At 62.9% G+C, this 16841-nt stretch carries 13 protein-coding genes; 8 read left to right on the top strand and 5 right to left on the bottom strand.

Going from position 1 to position 16841, the window contains the following annotated elements:
- Nucleotides 1-5: 5 nt before the first annotated feature.
- Nucleotides 6-2612, top strand: coding sequence for an EAL domain-containing protein (locus tag RHP75_RS03705; RefSeq protein WP_311090504.1), 2607 nt, complete (start codon nucleotides 6-8; stop codon nucleotides 2610-2612).
- Between the two features lie 6 nt (nucleotides 2613-2618).
- On the opposite strand, the gene RHP75_RS03700 is transcribed toward RHP75_RS03705, so the two are convergent.
- The 4 genes from RHP75_RS03700 to RHP75_RS03685 all read right to left on the bottom strand — a co-directional run bounded on the left by RHP75_RS03700 (nucleotide 2619) and on the right by RHP75_RS03685 (nucleotide 6930).
- The gene (locus RHP75_RS03700) at nucleotides 2619-2918 is read right to left on the bottom strand and encodes a YceK/YidQ family lipoprotein (RefSeq protein WP_311090503.1); all 300 of its coding nucleotides are present in this window, start codon (nucleotides 2916-2918) and stop codon (nucleotides 2619-2621) included.
- The gene (ubiX, locus tag RHP75_RS03695) at nucleotides 2911-3543 is read right to left on the bottom strand and encodes a flavin prenyltransferase UbiX (RefSeq protein WP_311090502.1); all 633 of its coding nucleotides are present in this window, start codon (nucleotides 3541-3543) and stop codon (nucleotides 2911-2913) included. The genes RHP75_RS03700 and ubiX overlap by 8 nt, the downstream gene beginning before the upstream one ends.
- Nucleotides 3544-4896, bottom strand: a complete 1353-nt coding sequence (gene mpl, locus RHP75_RS03690; RefSeq protein WP_311090501.1) for a UDP-N-acetylmuramate:L-alanyl-gamma-D-glutamyl-meso-diaminopimelate ligase — start codon at nucleotides 4894-4896, stop codon at nucleotides 3544-3546.
- A gap of 129 nt (nucleotides 4897-5025) precedes the next feature.
- Complete coding sequence (locus tag RHP75_RS03685; RefSeq protein ID WP_311090500.1) at nucleotides 5026-6930, bottom strand: sigma-54-dependent Fis family transcriptional regulator; 1905 nt, start codon at nucleotides 6928-6930, stop codon at nucleotides 5026-5028.
- A gap of 446 nt (nucleotides 6931-7376) precedes the next feature.
- Here RHP75_RS03685 and RHP75_RS03680 point away from each other — a divergent pair, with 446 nt between their 5' ends.
- The 5 genes from RHP75_RS03680 to RHP75_RS03660 all read left to right on the top strand — a co-directional run bounded on the left by RHP75_RS03680 (nucleotide 7377) and on the right by RHP75_RS03660 (nucleotide 13415).
- A complete protein-coding gene (locus tag RHP75_RS03680; protein ID WP_311090499.1) occupies nucleotides 7377-8897 on the top strand; it encodes an aldehyde dehydrogenase family protein in 1521 nt (506 codons plus the stop codon).
- Between the two features lie 180 nt (nucleotides 8898-9077).
- On the top strand, nucleotides 9078-10526 hold the full coding sequence (gene eat / locus RHP75_RS03675; RefSeq protein ID WP_311090498.1) for an ethanolamine permease: 1449 nt from the start codon (nucleotides 9078-9080) through the stop codon (nucleotides 10524-10526).
- Between the two features lie 61 nt (nucleotides 10527-10587).
- Nucleotides 10588-11982, top strand: coding sequence for an ethanolamine ammonia-lyase subunit EutB (locus RHP75_RS03670; RefSeq protein ID WP_311090497.1), 1395 nt, complete (start codon nucleotides 10588-10590; stop codon nucleotides 11980-11982).
- A gap of 14 nt (nucleotides 11983-11996) precedes the next feature.
- On the top strand, nucleotides 11997-12809 hold the full coding sequence (gene eutC / locus RHP75_RS03665; RefSeq protein ID WP_160089248.1) for an ethanolamine ammonia-lyase subunit EutC: 813 nt from the start codon (nucleotides 11997-11999) through the stop codon (nucleotides 12807-12809).
- Between the two features lie 138 nt (nucleotides 12810-12947).
- Nucleotides 12948-13415 (top strand): GNAT family N-acetyltransferase, encoded by a 468-nt coding sequence (locus RHP75_RS03660; protein ID WP_090255651.1) that lies wholly within the window; start codon nucleotides 12948-12950, stop codon nucleotides 13413-13415.
- A gap of 43 nt (nucleotides 13416-13458) precedes the next feature.
- Here RHP75_RS03660 and RHP75_RS03655 read toward each other — a convergent pair whose 3' ends face one another.
- Nucleotides 13459-15057: a protein kinase gene (locus RHP75_RS03655; protein WP_311090496.1), complete on the bottom strand. Its 1599-nt coding sequence runs from the start codon at nucleotides 15055-15057 to the stop codon at nucleotides 13459-13461.
- Between the two features lie 111 nt (nucleotides 15058-15168).
- Here RHP75_RS03655 and RHP75_RS03650 point away from each other — a divergent pair, with 111 nt between their 5' ends.
- Together RHP75_RS03650 and ppa are read left to right on the top strand one after the other, a co-directional pair.
- A complete protein-coding gene (locus tag RHP75_RS03650) occupies nucleotides 15169-16008 on the top strand; it encodes a zinc-dependent peptidase (protein ID WP_311090495.1) in 840 nt (279 codons plus the stop codon).
- 78 nt (nucleotides 16009-16086) lie between these two features.
- Complete coding sequence (gene ppa, locus RHP75_RS03645) at nucleotides 16087-16614, top strand: inorganic diphosphatase (RefSeq protein ID WP_311090494.1); 528 nt, start codon at nucleotides 16087-16089, stop codon at nucleotides 16612-16614.
- Nucleotides 16615-16841 lie beyond the last annotated feature (227 nt).

The raw sequence follows: 16841 nt of genomic DNA, 5'->3' as shown, positions 1-16841 counted from the left end.
CACGCATGAAGCGCCTGTTATTTCGCCATCTCAGCACTGCGCTGCTATTTGCCGCGGGCCTTACGACTGCCCTGCCAAGCAGCGCGCAGTCACGCGAGGTCAGCGTGGGGGTGTACGCCAACGAGCCGAAAATCCTCCTCGGCCAGGACGGCAAACTCTCCGGCATCCTCGGCGAACTGCTGAACGAAATCGCCAACCAGGAAGACTGGCAACTGCGCCCCAGGCCCTGCGAATGGCAGGAGTGCCTGGCGCTGGCGCAGAGCGGTGAAGTCGACCTGCTGCCCGATGTGGCCTACAACGATAGCCGTGCTCAGGTTCTCGATTTCCACAAGGTTCCGTCACTGGTCAGCTGGTCGCAGGTCTACAGCAACGAAAGCCTGCAGCTCAAATCGATACTCGACCTCAAAGGCCTGCGCATTGCCGTATTGCAAGGCTCGGTGCAGGAGGAATACCTGCGCGGACTGCTCGAAAGCTTTGGTCTGAAAGCCCAGTTAATTGGCGTCCCCAGCCTGCCGCAGGGCTTTGCACAGGTGGCTGACGGACAAGCCGACGCAGTAGTGGCCAACCAGCGCTTTGGTGACTTTCATGCGCCGAGCTATCAACTGCAAAGCTCTTCGATCATGTTTCAACCGGCGCAGCTGTTCTACGCCACGCGCAAAGGACAGAACGCCGACCTGCTGGCCGCCATCGACCAGCACCTGGCGAACTGGCAGGACTCACCCTCCTCAATCTACTACCAGAGTCTACAACGCTGGGGCGGTGAACGGCCGCGCCTGCTGATCCCGACCAGTGTCTGGTGGGGCCTGAGCACCCTCGCGCTGTTGCTGATTGCCGCCCTCGGTGGCGCATTGCTGCTGCGCCGTCAGGTACGCGAGAAAACCCGCCATCTACTGACCAGCGAAGAGCGCCTGAATACCATCCTCAACAGCGTCGAAGCCTATATCTATATCAAGGACGCGCAGCTGCGTTACCAGTACGCCAACCGCAAGGTCTGCGAGCTGTTCGGCCAGGACCTCGAACAGGTTATCGGCAAGACCGATGACCAGTTCTTCGACCTCGACACCGCCACCAACCTGCACGATAACGATCGACGCGTGCTCAAGCTCGGTGAGCGGGTGCAAACCGAGGAAATCAACCGCAGCCTGGATGGCAGCACGCAGCACGCCTTCCTCTCGGTCAAGCTGCCGCTGCGCGACAGTCACGGCAAGATCTACGCGCTGTGCGGCATCTCCACCGACATCACTGAGCACAAGAAAAACCTGGAAAAGATCAACCAGCTGGCCTTCTACGACCCACTCACCGGCCTACCCAATCGCCGCCTGTTACTCGACCGCCTGCAACAGGCGCTGGCCAAACATGCACGCGGCCTGCAACAGGGCGCGTTGCTGTTCATCGATCTGGACAACTTCAAGGATCTTAACGACACCCTCGGCCATGACATGGGCGACCAGTTGCTGCAGCAGGTAGCCGAACGCCTGAGCAGCCATGTGCGCGCCCAGGACACCCTGGCCCGACTCGGCGGCGATGAGTTTGTGCTGATGCTCGAAGGTCTCAGCCTTAAACCCGCTCAGGCGGGCCAACAGGTCGAGAGTGTCAGCCGGAAAATAATTGAGGCGCTGGCGGCGCCCTATGCCCTGCAAAACCACAGCCATATCAGCACGGCCAGCATCGGCATCGCGCTATTTCCCCACGAGAGCAGCACGGTCGATGAAGTGCTCAAGCGTGCCGATATGGCCATGTACCAGGCCAAAGCTGCCGGCCGCAACGCCATGCGCTTTTTCGACCCAACGATGCAGGCCGAAGTCAGCGCCCGCGCCAGCCTGGAAAGCGACCTGCGTCAAAGCCTTGGCCAGCGCGACTTTATCCTGCACTACCAGCCCCAGGTGGATGCTCAAGGGCAGCTGGTCGGTGCCGAGGCCCTGGTGCGCTGGCAACACCCCACGCGCGGGCTGGTACCGCCGGGCGAATTTATTCCGTTGGCAGAGAGCACCGGACTGATTCTGCCGTTGGGCCGTTTGATCCTGCAAAGCGCCTGTCAGCAACTGGTGGCCTGGGCCGCACACCCGCAACTGGCGCAGTTGACCCTGGCGGTCAACGTCAGTGCCAGGCAGTTCCACCACCCTGACTTTGTCGAAGACGTCTTCGCCACCCTCGCTGAAAGCGGCGCCAACCCTCAGCGCCTGGAGCTGGAACTGACCGAAAGCCAACTGGTGGAAGACGTGGAAGTGCTAATCGGCAAGATGAGCCAGCTGAAAGCACGCGGCGTACACCTGGCACTGGACGATTTCGGCGCCGGCTACTCCTCGCTCAACTACCTCAAGCGCCTGCCACTGGATCAGCTGAAGATCGACCAGTCCTTCGTCCGCGATCTGCTCGAACAACCCAGCGACGCCGCCATCGTGCGCACCATCCTGGCTCTGGGCGCCAATCTCGACCTGGACGTAACCGCCGAAGGAGTGGAAACCCAGGAACAGTACGAGGCCCTGCAACGCATGGGGTGCAGGCGCTTTCAGGGCTATCTGTTTGCCAAACCGGGGCCGGCGCAGAACCTTGAGCACTGGCCACTGACGGCCACCTGGCAGGATAAAGCGACCAGTATTCCGGACGTATGAGCCCCGTCACAACCCGCCGCTGATGCCCAGGTTAAGGCCGATGGCGGTGGCCAGAGACAGCGGCAACAATAGGGTATCCAACAACGCGCTAACCGGCAGGTCGGCGGCTGGATAAGCCGGGGCCTCGGCGCCGAAACGGTCAGTGGCGCAGCAACCGCCTTGCAGCGCATACAGGTTCAGCCGCGTACCTGCATACACCACCGGAGCATCTGGCTTGGCGGCATCCAGGGTGCGCACCGTGGCGCAGCCGCTGAGGGTAAGGCTCAGCAGCAGGCAGACAAGCGCGCGGGCCAGAAGCTTATTCATCCGGGGTGATCTGATGGTGCTCACCCCAGCGCGGCAGCATGTCCTGGGGCACACCCAGGCAGTTGAGGATGCGCGCCACGACGAAATCGATCAGGTCATCGATGGTTTGCGGCTGGTGATAAAAGCCTGGAGCGGCCGGCAGGATGGTTGCGCCCATGTTCGACAGCTTGAGCATATTTTCCAGATGGATGCTGGAGAACGGTGCCTCGCGCGGCACCAGAATCAGCTGGCGACGCTCCTTGAGGGCGACATCGGCGGCGCGCTCGATCAGGTTATTGCAGGCCCCAGTGGCGATGGCCGATAACGTGCCAGTACTGCAGGGCACCACCACCATCGCTGAGGGTGCGCCGGAACCGGAGGCCACCGGGGCCATCCAGTCTTCCTTGCCGTACACGCGAATCTGCCCCGGCGCGGCGCCGGTGTACTCGCTCAGAAATGCCTGCATGGCTTGCGGCTTGCTCGGCAGGCTGACATCGGTTTCGGTGGCCATCACCAGTTGCGCGGCCTTGGAAATCAGAAAGTGCACCTCACGGTCTTCCTGCACCAGGCAGTCGAGCAGGCGCAGGCCGTACTGAGCGCCGGAGGCGCCGGTCATGGCCAGGGTGATTCTCTCGGGTCCAGACATTTACGCCTCCAGGGCCGCAGCCAGCTTGCCATGCAAGCCGCCAAAGCCGCCGTTGCTCATCACCACGACCTGGGTGCCCGGTGCCGCTTCTGCCTTGACCCCTGCAATGATCGCTTCCAAGGAATCGCAGACCTGAGTCGGCACGGTCGACGTAGCCACGGTGCCGGCCAGATCCCAGCCGAGATTCGGCGGCGCGTACCAGTACACCGAATCCGCCTGCACCACGGATTCCGGCAGGCCATCACGGTGCGCGCCGAGCTTCATCGAGTTGGAACGCGGCTCGACAATGGCGATCAATTTGGCGTCACCGATGCGTTTACGCAGGCCATCGAGGGTAGTGGCAATCGCCGTCGGGTGATGGGCGAAGTCGTCGAAGATGGTCACGCCCTTCACTTCGGCGACCTTCTCCATGCGCCGCTTGGCGTTGATAAAGCCGCACAGCGCGGCGATGCCCAGCTCCGGCACCACGCCGACATGCCGCGCCGCCGCCAATACCGCCAGGGCATTGGCGACGTTGTGTTGGCCGGTCAGTTGCCAGTCCACTGTGCCGGCAACCTTGCCCTCGAAACTCACCTCGAAGCGCGAGCCGTCGGCGCTAAGCAGGCGCGCCTGCCACTGACCGCCTTCACCTGTGGTTTGCACCGGAGTCCAGCAACCCATCTCGATTACCCGCTTAAGCGCAGGTTCGGTGGTCGGATGAATGATCAAGCCGTCGCCCGGAATGGTACGCACCAGATGGTGGAATTGCCGCTCGATGGCCGCCAGATCCGGGAAGATATCCGCGTGATCGAACTCAAGATTATTCAGAATCGCGGTGCGCGGACGGTAGTGGACGAACTTGCTGCGCTTGTCGAAGAAGGCGCTGTCGTATTCGTCGGCCTCGACCACAAAGAACGGCGTGCCACCCAGACGCGCGGAAATACCGAAGTTCTGTGGCACGCCGCCAATCAGAAAGCCTGGGCTCATGCCGGCATGCTCCAGCACCCAGGCCAGCATGCTCGAACTGCTGGTTTTACCATGGGTGCCGGCCACCGCCATCACCCAACGGCCCTGCAGCACATGGTCGGCCAGCCACTGCGGGCCGCTCACGTAGGGCAGGCCTTTGTTCAGCACATATTCCACGGCCGGGTTGCCGCGCGACAGAGCGTTGCCGACCACCACCAAGTCCGGCGCGGGGTCGAGTTGGGCGGCGTCATAGCCCTGGGTCAGTTCGATGCCCTGAGCCTCCAACTGGGTGCTCATAGGCGGGTAGACATTGGCGTCGGAGCCAGTCACGCGATGGCCGAGTTCCTTGGCCAGCACGGCCAGCGAGCCCATAAAAGTGCCGCAGATGCCGAGAATATGGATATGCATGATTTACCTTGCAGGCGTCGTCAGAGCCGGTGAATAAGGCGGGATAAAAACTGGCCGCAGATTAGCACAGCGCCGCCGCCCCGCAGAGGCCTGGCGGCGCGCTGCGGGGCGTGGTTCAACAGGCGCAGCTCAAAGCGTTGAGCGCAAATTGATCCCGTGTTTACGCAACTTGCGGTACAGGGTGTTGCGACTGATGCCCAGCTGCTCGGCGCTGCGGCTCATCTGCCAGTGCTGCGCCTCTAGGACCGCAAGCAGCGCGGCGCGTTCGGCATCAGCCAACTGGTCGGGTTTGGCCACCGGCAACAGCGCCTGCGCAGGACGGGCATGGCGAATCTCGGCGGGCAGTTCGGCGTGGCTGATCACGCCGTTTTCGCACAGGGCGCAGAGGGTGCGCAGCACATTGCGCAGCTGGCGCACATTGCCAGGCCAGGGGTAAGCCAGCAGCGCCTCGCGGGCCACATCATCAAGCCGCGCAGATTGCCCACGCGCCTCTTCGGCCAGCAGAAAATCCAACAATGCCAGCTTGTCGCTGCGCTCACGCAGCGGCGGCAGCTCGATCACCAAGCCATTAAGGCGATAGAACAGGTCCTGGCGAAACTCGCCGCTGGCTACTCGCTGGGTTAGGTCGCGATGGCTGGCGCTGATCACTCGCACATCGATGGCCTGCGATTCACCACCAATCGGCTCGACCCGGCGCTCTTCCAGCACGCGCAGCAAACGGGTTTGCAGCGCCAGCGGCATATCGCCGATCTCATCGAGGAACAGCGTGCCGCCATCGGCCTGCTGCAGCTTGCCGCGCATGCCTTCCTTGCGCGCACCGGTAAAGCTGCCGCCGCGATAACCGAACAGTTCGCTCTCGATCAGGCTTTCAGGAATCGCCGCGCAGTTCAGTGCGACAAATGGCTTACCGCCACGCGAGCTGACCTGATGCAGGGCCTTGGCAAAGGCTTCCTTTCCGGTGCCGGTTTCGCCGCCAATCAGCAGCGGCACATCGCGCTCGTATACCCGCAGGGCACGGCGGAAATCACTCTGCAAATCTGGGTCAGCCAGGCACAGCCCTGGCGTAGCCACGCTCGCCAAAGCCAGCGCTTGGGCACTGCGCCGGGGCTGGCCACGCAACATGGCAAACAGCAGCTGGCCGCGCTGGGTATACAGCGGCCAACTGGCACTGGGCTGCGCCGAGGCGCGGCCGAGCAGGTCATCCAGGCGGCAGTCAAACACCTCGACCAAGGTGCGCCCGAGCAGTTGCCGGCGCGACAGGCCGAGCAGGTTGATCGCGCTCTGATTGACCGCACTCACGCGTCCATCGCCGTCGAAAGCCAGCAGGCCCTCGCTGAACTGGCCGATATATTCGGCCTGGGCGTGAAAGCGCAGCAGCCACTCGCCCTCATAGCTGCGCAGGAAATGGCAGCCTTCGATGGCCTTGGCCGACAGGTTGACCAGGGCCATGGTGTGGAACTGGCTCTGCCGCGACACGTCGTACCGCGCCGAGGACACATCCAGCACCGCCAGCAACTCGCCATGCGGGTCGAACACCGGGCTGGCAGAGCAGGTCAGCCCGGTATGCCGGCTGCGGAAATGTTCGTTCTGGTGGATGGTCAGCGGCTGGCGCTCGACCAGGCAGGTGCCGATGCCGTTGGTGCCTTCGCAGGCTTCGCTCCAGTCGGCACCAAGCCATAGGCCCGCTTGCTCGAATGTACGTTTTTCCGCCTGTTCGGTGACGCAGTTAAGGATCACCCCGCGCGCATCGGTGAGCAGCACGGCATGGCCGGAACCGGCAAGCTGGCGGTGCAGGCTGTTCATCTCGTTACTGGAAATCTCCAGCACCTGCTGCAACTGCTCGCGCCGTTCCAGCATGTGCGCGTGCTCAATCACTGCCGGCGGCATGCTCTGCGCCGGGTCGAGGTGATGCTGCTGCAGGCAGCGCAGCCAGGAGCGCGCCACCGAGGAATCGGCAGCCGGGCCGGCGAGTTGGCCGCGCCCTTGGGCCACGGTCAGCACCTGCTGGGCGTGGCGGCTTGCATGGTTATGCATTGTTATTGTTCTCCGCAGTAGCAGGCCGTTGAGAAACTACCTGCGTTGGCAATACTTCGTTAAAAACAGGCTCGGAATGCTCATTTACACCAGTAAACTCCGCTTCCTCGCCTGTTTTTGCCTTGTCTTGCCGGCCTCGCCTACGTTTTCAACGGCCTGCTAGGAGTTGCACGTGATGGCCGAGCATCCACCAGCTTTCCGGCTATTGCAAGACACGCTGACCGGCGAGTCACCGCGCTGTATCGCCCCTGGTACAGAGTGTCACGCGGGCTGTATCAGGGCTGATACAACTCGCGCAGCGCAAGCTCCCAGCGAATGTCACGCAACCGCTCTAGAACCGGCATATCGCATGCCTGGCCCAGCCCTTGCTCTGTGTCTGTTCAAGCGCCACTGCGCGCCTCTCGCTGCATCACCAGAACAAGCATAAGAACCAGGAGATATTTAGCATGCGTTACGCCCATCCAGGTACCGAAGGTGCCCTCGTTTCCTTTAAATCCCGTTACGGCAACTACATCGGCGGCGAGTTTGTCGCGCCGGTCAAAGGCCAGTACTTCACCAATACCTCGCCGGTGAACGGCCTGCCGATTGCCGAGTTCCCGCGCTCCACTGCCGAGGATATCGACAAGGCCCTCGACGCAGCCCACGCCGCCGCCGATGCCTGGGGCAGCACTTCGGTGCAGGAGCGCTCGCTGACCCTGCTGAAGATCGCCGACCGCATCGAGGCCAACCTGGAAGTGCTGGCCATCACCGAAACCTGGGACAACGGCAAGGCCGTGCGCGAAACCCTGAATGCCGATATTCCCCTGGCCGCCGACCACTTCCGCTACTTCGCCGGTTGCCTGCGCGCCCAGGAAGGCTCGGCTGCCGAGATCGACGGCAACACCGTGGCCTATCACATCCATGAACCGCTGGGCGTGGTCGGGCAGATCATCCCGTGGAACTTCCCACTGCTGATGGCCGCCTGGAAACTCGCCCCGGCCCTGGCCGCCGGCAACTGCGTGGTGTTGAAACCGGCCGAGCAAACGCCGCTGGGCATCAGCGTGCTGATGGAGCTGATCGGCGACCTGCTGCCGCCGGGCGTGCTCAACGTGGTGCAAGGTTTCGGCAAGGAAGCCGGCGAAGCCCTGGCTACCAGCAAACGCATCGCTAAGATCGCCTTTACCGGCTCGACCCCGGTTGGCGCGCACATCATGAAATGCGCCGCCGAAAACATCATCCCGAGCACCGTGGAGCTGGGCGGCAAGTCGCCGAATATCTTCTTCGAAGACATCATGCAGGCCGAACCGAGCTTTATCGAAAAAGCTGCCGAAGGCCTGGTGCTGGCCTTCTTCAACCAGGGTGAGGTGTGCACCTGCCCATCCCGTGCCCTGGTGCAGGAATCGATCTACCCAGCCTTTATGAAAGAGGTGATGAAGAAGGTCGAGCAGATCAAACGCGGCGACCCGCTAGACACCGACACCATGGTCGGCGCCCAGGCGTCCGAGCAGCAGTTCGACAAAATCCTCAGCTACCTGGAAATCGCCAAGCAGGAAGGCGCCGAACTGCTCACCGGCGGCGCAGTGGAACGCCTCAGCGGCACCCTGGACGGCGGTTATTACATCCAGCCGACCCTGCTCAAGGGCCACAACAAGATGCGCGTGTTCCAGGAAGAAATCTTCGGCCCGGTGGTCAGCGTCACCACCTTCAAGGACGAAGCCGAAGCCCTGGCGATTGCCAACGACACCGAGTTCGGCCTCGGCGCCGGCCTGTGGACCCGCGACATCAACCGCGCCTACCGCATGGGCCGGGCGATCAAGGCCGGGCGCGTGTGGACCAACTGCTACCACCTGTACCCGGCGCATGCCGCCTTCGGCGGCTACAAGAAGTCCGGTGTCGGCCGTGAAACCCACAAGATGATGCTCGACCACTATCAGCAGACCAAGAACCTGTTGGTGAGCTACGACATCAACCCACTCGGCTTTTTCTAAGCCCCTGCGCAACCGCAGCCGATGCTCGGAAACGACATCGGCCTGCCAGCCCACGCCCAGGTCTAGACCAGAGGCGTAGTTGGCACAGCGGTTGCTGATCCACTGGGTAACACTTTCCCTCAAATACCTACAAGCCTGACCGGGCGAGCGCTGCGGCCAGCTTGTTGATAAGGAATTCCCATGGCAGCAGAACAAATCAGTGCGGTAGGTCTACCGCAAGGCACCGATTTAGAGCAGGTCGATGCCGATTACTTCCAAAGCAGGCAATTGAAGAAGGGCGCCGCAGGCTGGGTATTGCTCGTCGGCCTGGGCGTGGCCTACGTGATTTCCGGCGATTACGCCGGCTGGAACTTCGGTCTAGCCCAGGGCGGTTGGGGCGGTATGTTTCTCGCCACCCTGCTGATGGCGCTGATGTACCTGTGCATGTGCTTCTCCCTGGCTGAACTGTCCTCAATGATCCCCACCGCTGGCGGTGGCTATGGCTTTGCCCGCAGCGCCTTCGGGCCCTTGGGCGGTTTTCTTACCGGTACGGCAATCCTGATCGAATACGCCATTGCCCCAGCGGCGATTGCGGTGTTTATCGGTGCCTACTGCGAGTCGCTGTTCGGCATAGGCGGCTGGGCGATCTACCTGGCCTTCTATGTGCTGTTTATCGGCATCCATATCTTCGGCGTCGGTGAAGCGCTGAAGCTGATGTTTATCATCACCGCCGTGGCGGCGATTGCCCTCGGCGTGTTTATCGTCGCGATGGTGCCGCACTTCTCGGTGGCCAACCTGCTCGATATTCCGGTGACCGAAGCCACCGGCGCCAGCAGCTTCCTGCCATTCGGCTATGTCGGCGTGTGGGCGGCGATCCCCTATGCGATCTGGTTCTTCCTCGCGGTCGAAGGCGTGCCGCTGGCCGCTGAAGAAACCCGCAACCCGCAGCGCGATATGCCACGCGGGCTGATCGGCGCCATGCTGGTGCTGCTGGCCTTTGCTCTGCTGATTCTGCTGATTGGCCCAGGCGGCGCCGGCGCCAAGGCGCTGTTGGCCTCCGGCAACCCGCTGGTGGAAGCCCTGACCATTGCCTACGGCGAATCCACCTGGATGAGCAGCTTCGTCAACCTGATCGGCCTGGCCGGTTTGATTGCCAGCTTCTTCTCGATCATCTACGCCTACTCCCGGCAGATCTTCGCCCTGTCGCGCGCCGGCTACCTGCCGCGTTCGCTGTCGCTGACCAACAAGAACAAGGCGCCGGTGCTGGCGCTGATCGTGCCCGGCCTGATCGGCTTTGCCCTGTCGCTGACTGGCCAGGGTGACCTGCTGATTCTGGTGGCGGTGTTTGGCGCCACCATCTCCTACGTGCTGATGATGGCCGCACATATCACCCTGCGCGTGCGTCGTCCGGAAATGCATCGCCCGTATCGCACCCCAGGCGGCATCGTTACCTCGGGCATCGCCCTGGTGCTGGCCTGCGTGGCCGTGGTGGCCGGTTTCCTGGTCGACCCACGGGTGGTGATTGGTGCCGCGATTATCTACGCCGTGCTGATCGCTTACTTCGCCCTGTACAGTCGCCATCACCTGGTGGCCGGTACGCCGGAAGAAGAATTCGTTGCCATCGGTAAAGCCGAGGCCGCACTCAAGTAATACCCGTCACGTTGGCGCAGCATGATCGTGCTGCGCCAACGTGACGTTTGGGAGACACGCAATGTCCAGTTTTCAGCATACGGTAGGCGGTGAAACCTACCGTTTCGACAGCCTCGCCGAAGTGATGGCCAAGGCCAGCCCGGCGCGCTCTGGCGACTATCTCGCAGGCGTTGCCGCGAGCAATGCCGGTGAACGGGTGGCGGCGCAAATGGCCCTGGCCGATATTCCGCTCAAACACTTCCTTACCGAGGCACTGATTCCCTACGAAGCGGATGAGGTCACCCGGCTGATTATCGACAGCCATGATGCGGCGGCCTTCGCCCCGGTCAGCCACCTGACCGTCGGAGGCTTTCGCGACTGGCTGCTCGGCGATAGCGCCGATGAAGCCAGCCTGCGCGCCCTCGCCCCCGGCCTGACGCCGGAAATGGCCGCTGCGGTATCGAAGATCATGCGCGTGCAGGACCTGGTGCTGGTGGCGCAGAAAATCCGTGTGGTCAGCCGCTTTCGCAACACCGTTGGCCTGCGCGGGCGCATGTCCACCCGCCTGCAACCCAATCACCCGACCGATGAGCCGGCCGGCATCGCCGCGAGCATTCTCGACGGCCTGCTGTACGGCAACGGCGACGCCATGATCGGCATCAATCCGGCCACCGACAGCATCAGTTCGATCTGCGACATGCTGAAGATGCTCGACAGCATCATTCAGCGTTATGAAATCCCCACCCAGGCCTGCGTGCTGACCCACGTCACCACCTCGATCGAGGCGATCAACCGTGGCGTACCGCTGGACCTGGTGTTCCAGTCGATTGCCGGCACCGAGGCGGCCAACGCCAGCTTTGGCGTCAGCCTGAAGATCCTCCAGGAAGGCTACGACGCCGGCCTGAGCCTCAAACGCGGCACCTTGGGCAACAACCTGATGTATTTCGAGACAGGCCAGGGCAGCGCGCTGTCCGCTGGCGCGCACCATGGCCTCGACCAACAGACCTGCGAGACCCGCGCCTATGCGGTGGCGCGGCATTTCAAACCATTTCTGGTGAATACCGTGGTCGGTTTTATCGGCCCGGAGTACCTGTATAACGGTAAGCAGATCATCCGCGCCGGCCTGGAAGACCACTTCTGCGGCAAGCTGCTGGGCCTGCCGATGGGCTGCGACATCTGCTACACCAACCACGCCGAAGCCGATCAGGACGATATGGACGTGCTGCTGACCCTGCTGGGCGTGGCCGGGATCAACTTCATCATGGGCATCCCCGGCTCTGACGACGTGATGCTCAATTACCAGACCACCTCCTTTCACGACGCACTGTATGCGCGGCAGAGCCTTGGGCTGAAACCGGCCCCTGAGTTCGAAGGCTGGCTGCAGCGCATGGGTATTTTCACTCAGGCCGATGGTCGCCCGCGCATGGGCAACAGCCTGCCGCCGGCGTTTCGTCAGGCGTTGGCGCAGCTTGGTTAACTAAGGAGCCGCTTATGTACGATGACAGCCCACTCAGCGGCGCCAGCGAAAATCCCTGGCAGCAACTGCGTAACCTCACCCCGGCACGTATCGCCCTCGGCCGCGCCGGCACCAGCATGCCGACCCGCGCCCAGCTGGACTTCCAGTTCGCCCACGCCCAGGCTCGCGATGCCGTGCACCTGCCGTTTGATCACGGCGCATTGGCCGCCGGCCTGGCTCACCAGCATCGGCAAAGCCTGCTGCTGCACAGCGCCGCCAAGGACCGCGACACCTACCTGCAACGCCCGGATCTCGGTCGGCGCTTAAGCCATGAATCCGCCGAGCTGCTGGGTCAGCACCGCGAAAATAATCCGGACGGCTACGACCTGGCCATTGTCATCGCCGACGGCCTGTCCGCCCTGGCCGTGCACCGCAACGCCCTGCCCATGGTGGCGCATATCGAGGAGCAGGCCGCTGCCGAAGGCTGGAGCGTGGCGCCCGTCTCCCTGGTCAGCCAAGGCCGCGTGGCGGTAGCCGATGAAGTGGCCGAACTGCTCGGCGCACGCATGGTGGTGATTCTGATCGGCGAACGCCCCGGCCTGAGTTCACCGGACAGCCTGGGGCTGTACTTCACCTACGCACCCAAGGTCGGCCTGACCGACGCCTACCGCAACTGCATCTCCAACGTGCGCCAGGAAGGACTGAGCTACGCCATGGCCAGCCACCGCCTGCTGTACCTGATGCGCGAGGCCTGCCGCCGCCAACTGTCGGGGGTCAATCTCAAGGATGAGGCCGAAGTGCCGCTGCTGGCCGGCGGGGTGCCGCGCGAGAACTTTCTGCTTGGATGATAGGGAATTTCCGCAAACTACAACCAAACGCTTGTTTGGATTGCACTTTCCAAAAGCTTTAGGCAGCATCGGGGTCGTTCGCAGGCAGCGCTGCCGTGTTGCCGAAGCCATCCACATGACTTTAAGTAGAGGCTCACCATGCGCATCGTCCAAGCGACCCTGGAGCACCTGGATCAACTCACGCCACTGTTCGTCAATTACCGCGAACACTTCGGCCAGCTGCCCTACCCCGACTCCTCGCGCAAATTTCTGGAAAAGCGCATCAGCCGCAAGGAATCGGTGATCTACCTGGCCATGGCAGATGATGAAGAGAAGATTCTTGGTTTCTGCCAGCTCTATTCGAGCTTCTCCTCGCTGTCGCTCAAGCGCGTGTGGATTCTCAACGACATCTACGTTTGCCAGGATGCACGCCGCCAGCTGGTGGCCGACCGTCTGATCCAGACCGCCAAGCAGATGGCCAAGGAAACCAACGCTGTGCGTCTGCGCGTGGCCTCCAGCGTCGACAACGAGGTCGCCCACAAGCTCTACGAATCCATCGGCTTCAAGGAAGACACCGAGTTCAAGAGCTTTGTCCTGCCGATCACCGAAGACTTCACCGCGCCGTAACCTGCCCAGCCAGCGACGCACAGTGCGCCGCTGGCTAAGCCCCTCAGCCGTCCAGGCTAAGCCACAAACCCACACCCAGTTGCAGCCCCAGCAGAGCCAGCGCCGCCAGGTGCCAACCCTGCCGATAGCGCCGTGTGCGACGCGAAGGTGCCGGTTGGTGCAGTAACGGCTGACGCAACGCCTGCTCAAACTCCGACAGCGCCTCGAAGCGCGCTTCAGGCCTGGGCGCCAGCGCCCGTGCCAGCACACCATCCCAGCCGATTGGCACCCGCATGCTGAACTGCGCCAATGGCATATAACGGCTATGAGCGCCCGCATCCGCCTGCGCCGCCTCGGGCCAACGCCCACCGAACAGCCAATAGGCCAGCGCTGCCAGGGCGAACTGATCGGCGCGGCCATCCACGGCCTGCCCGGCGCGCACCTCGGGCGCCAGCGGCACCGCCTGCGCGGGTATTGCCTGCGGCGCTACCCCAGGCAATAGCGCGGCATGTTCGGGCAGCAACAGCAGGCGGCCGCCGTCATCCAGCAGAATATTGCGCGGGTCCAGCCACAGCCCCTGCATGCCGCGTCGCTGCAAACCGCGCACGGCGGCGATCAACTGTTCGAGCACAGCCAGTATCGTCAAACCATCGACCGGGCCGTGGGACGCCACCCAGTCGTTCAGGTTACGCATACCCTTGCCCGCAGGCTCGAACAGCCAGAAAGCATGCTCACGCGGCTGATGCGAAGACAGCACCTGCGCCAGGCTGGCCAGCGGACTGCGCCGTAACACCCACTCGCGCTGCCAGAAGGCTTCATCCGCATCCCGCTCGGCCAGCCACAGCATGGCCTCACGCCCATGCGGATCGGTGGCGCGAAACACCCGCCCCGGTGGACCGTAGGGGCAGGCCGAGAGCAGCACCCAGCCATCCAGCTGCAAACCAGGTTGCGCATCGACCACCGCACGCCAGGGCTTGCGCGGAGCCAGCTCTGGCGCGCTATCGGCTTCGCCCGGCAGCAATAAAACAGCTGCACCGGGGGCTTGCAGCAATGGCGCAAGCAGCTCCGGCAATGGATCGCCTTGCAGGGTATCGCCCGCGCCGCAAAAGCCTTGCAAGTCCGCCACATCCAGCAGCGGCTGCGGTGCCAGCAGCAATAGCTCACCAGGGTTCAGAGTCAGGCTGTGCTGCACCAGCGCCAGTTCGGCCTGTGCGCCCAGCTGCAGGCCATCACGACCGATCAGGCTCTGCATGGTGCCGCCTTGATAGCGCCGTAAACCGATGGCCCCAGCCTGAAGAAACTGCGCCTCGCCGTTCTGCAGCAACAGCAACCCGGCATTCAGTTGCGCGATGCTGCGTCCCGCCTGGCGTTGACGAAACAGCTGCTGATTGAACGCAGCCAGCACCTGCCGTGCCGCCTGGGCTTCGCTCCAGCCGCTGGGGGTACAACAGCAATCAGCCAGCAGGCCGTCCAGGTAGGACTCCAGGGTGTGCACCACATCAGTGCATTCGCGCGCCCAGAGCAGCGCTACCAGAAGCACCGCCGGCCGGCCTTCCCGCCCCGGCAGCCAGGTCGCGCGGGCCCGTGCGGCCTGGCTTGGCAGGTCGAGGCCGTGACCGCAAAGCAATTGTACGGTGGGATGATGCAGACGCTCGATCGACATTGGCAGCCCTCCCAGGTCGCGGATAAGCCTGCCGTTGCAGCCTTTGTGCCGACTTGCCCAGCATTGACACCCGGCTTATGGTGGGCGCTTTCCACCGTCCGAGCAGAGTCCATGTGGTCGCTCCGCGCCTGGCGTCGCCAGCGCATCCTTGCCCGTCATCCCGTCAGCAGTGCCCAATGGCAGGCGGTGTTGCAGCACTTGCCGATCCTCGACGGCCTGGATGAAGCCGAACAACAGCGCCTGCGTGAACGCGCCGTGCTATTTCTCCATCACAAGCACCTCAGCGCCCTGCCCGGCGTTGAGCTGGACGGCCAGGCACGCCTGCTGCTGGCGGTGCAGGCCGAGCTACCACTGCTGCACCTGGCTGATCTCAACTGGTATCAGGGCTTCCATGAGATCGTCCTCTACCCAGATGACTTCGTCAGCCCGCAGCGCCACCGCGACGCCAGCGGCGTAGTCCACGAATGGGACGCCGAGCACAGCGGCGAAGCCTGGCAGCAAGGCCCGGTGATCCTCGCCTGGCCCGGCGTGCAGGCCAGCGGCCAATGGGACGGTTACAACCTGGTGATCCACGAGCTGGCGCACAAACTGGACATGCTTAACGGCGACGCCAACGGTTTGCCGCCCCTGCACAGCAACATGGCCATTCAGGACTGGGCCGAGGCCATGCAGAGCGCCTTTGATCAGATGAATGCAGAGCTGGATGCCAATCCCGAGGCCGACACCGCCATCGACCCTTATGCAGCGGAAAACCCGGCAGAATTCTTCGCCGTCACCAGCGAATACTTCTTCAGCGCCCCGGACCTGCTCGCCGGCGCCTTCCCGGCGGTGTACGCGCAACTGGCGCTGTTCTATCGGCAGGACCCGCTGGCCCGCCTGCAGCAGTTGCAGGCGAGCAACCCGGACTATCAGGTCAGAACCGAAGACCATGAGTTCGCGACCAATGGCTAGGCATCCCGGCGTAGCAACCCCTGGTGAATATGCCTATAATCGCGCCACTTTTTTGGCCCACCCTTCGGGAGTCGCCCCATGAGCTACAGCAAGATCCCAGCCGGTAAAGACCTGCCGAACGACATCTACGTCGCCATCGAGATCCCGGCCAACCACGCGCCGATCAAATACGAAATCGACCACGACACCGATTGCCTGATGGTCGACCGCTTCATGGCCACCCCGATGTTCTACCCGGCCAACTACGGTTTTATCCCGCACACCCTGGCGGACGACGGTGACCCCCTCGACGTGCTGGTTGTCACTCCATATCCGGTAGCGCCAGGCTCGGTTATCCGCGCCCGTCCAGTTGGCGTACTGCTGATGAGCGACGAAGCCGGCGGCGATGCCAAGCTGGTTGCCGTACCGCACGACAAACTGAGCGTGCTGTACAAAGACGTACAGGAATACACCGACCTGCCCCCGCTGCTGATCGAGCAGATCAAGCACTTCTTCGAGAACTACAAAGATCTCGAGAAAGGCAAGTGGGTCAAGGTTGAAGGCTGGGCTGGCGCCGACGAGGCTCGCAGCCTGATTAACAAGGCGGTCGCTGCTTACCAAAAATAAGTAGTGCCCACCCCCTAAAAGCCGGCCACAAGCCGGCTTTTTTATTGCCTGTGATTTGCCGTCGGCACGCATAGCCAGCCAACACGCCAAAGCATCGGGCCTGCCAAGCTACGGTAGAGTCGCGACTTACGCGCTATAACTGGTTGGCGGGCTGTGAGCCGATCAGTAGCATGACCTCGACAGCACGACCACATTCAGCCGCTCCTCCCGCAGCCAATCAGGGCTTG

The sequence above is a fragment of the Pseudomonas sp. SG20056 genome, from assembly GCF_031764535.1.
Classification (GTDB): domain Bacteria; phylum Pseudomonadota; class Gammaproteobacteria; order Pseudomonadales; family Pseudomonadaceae; genus Aquipseudomonas.
Note: the sequence above shows the minus strand (reverse complement) of the source record. Positions and strands in the feature narration are given on the sequence as shown.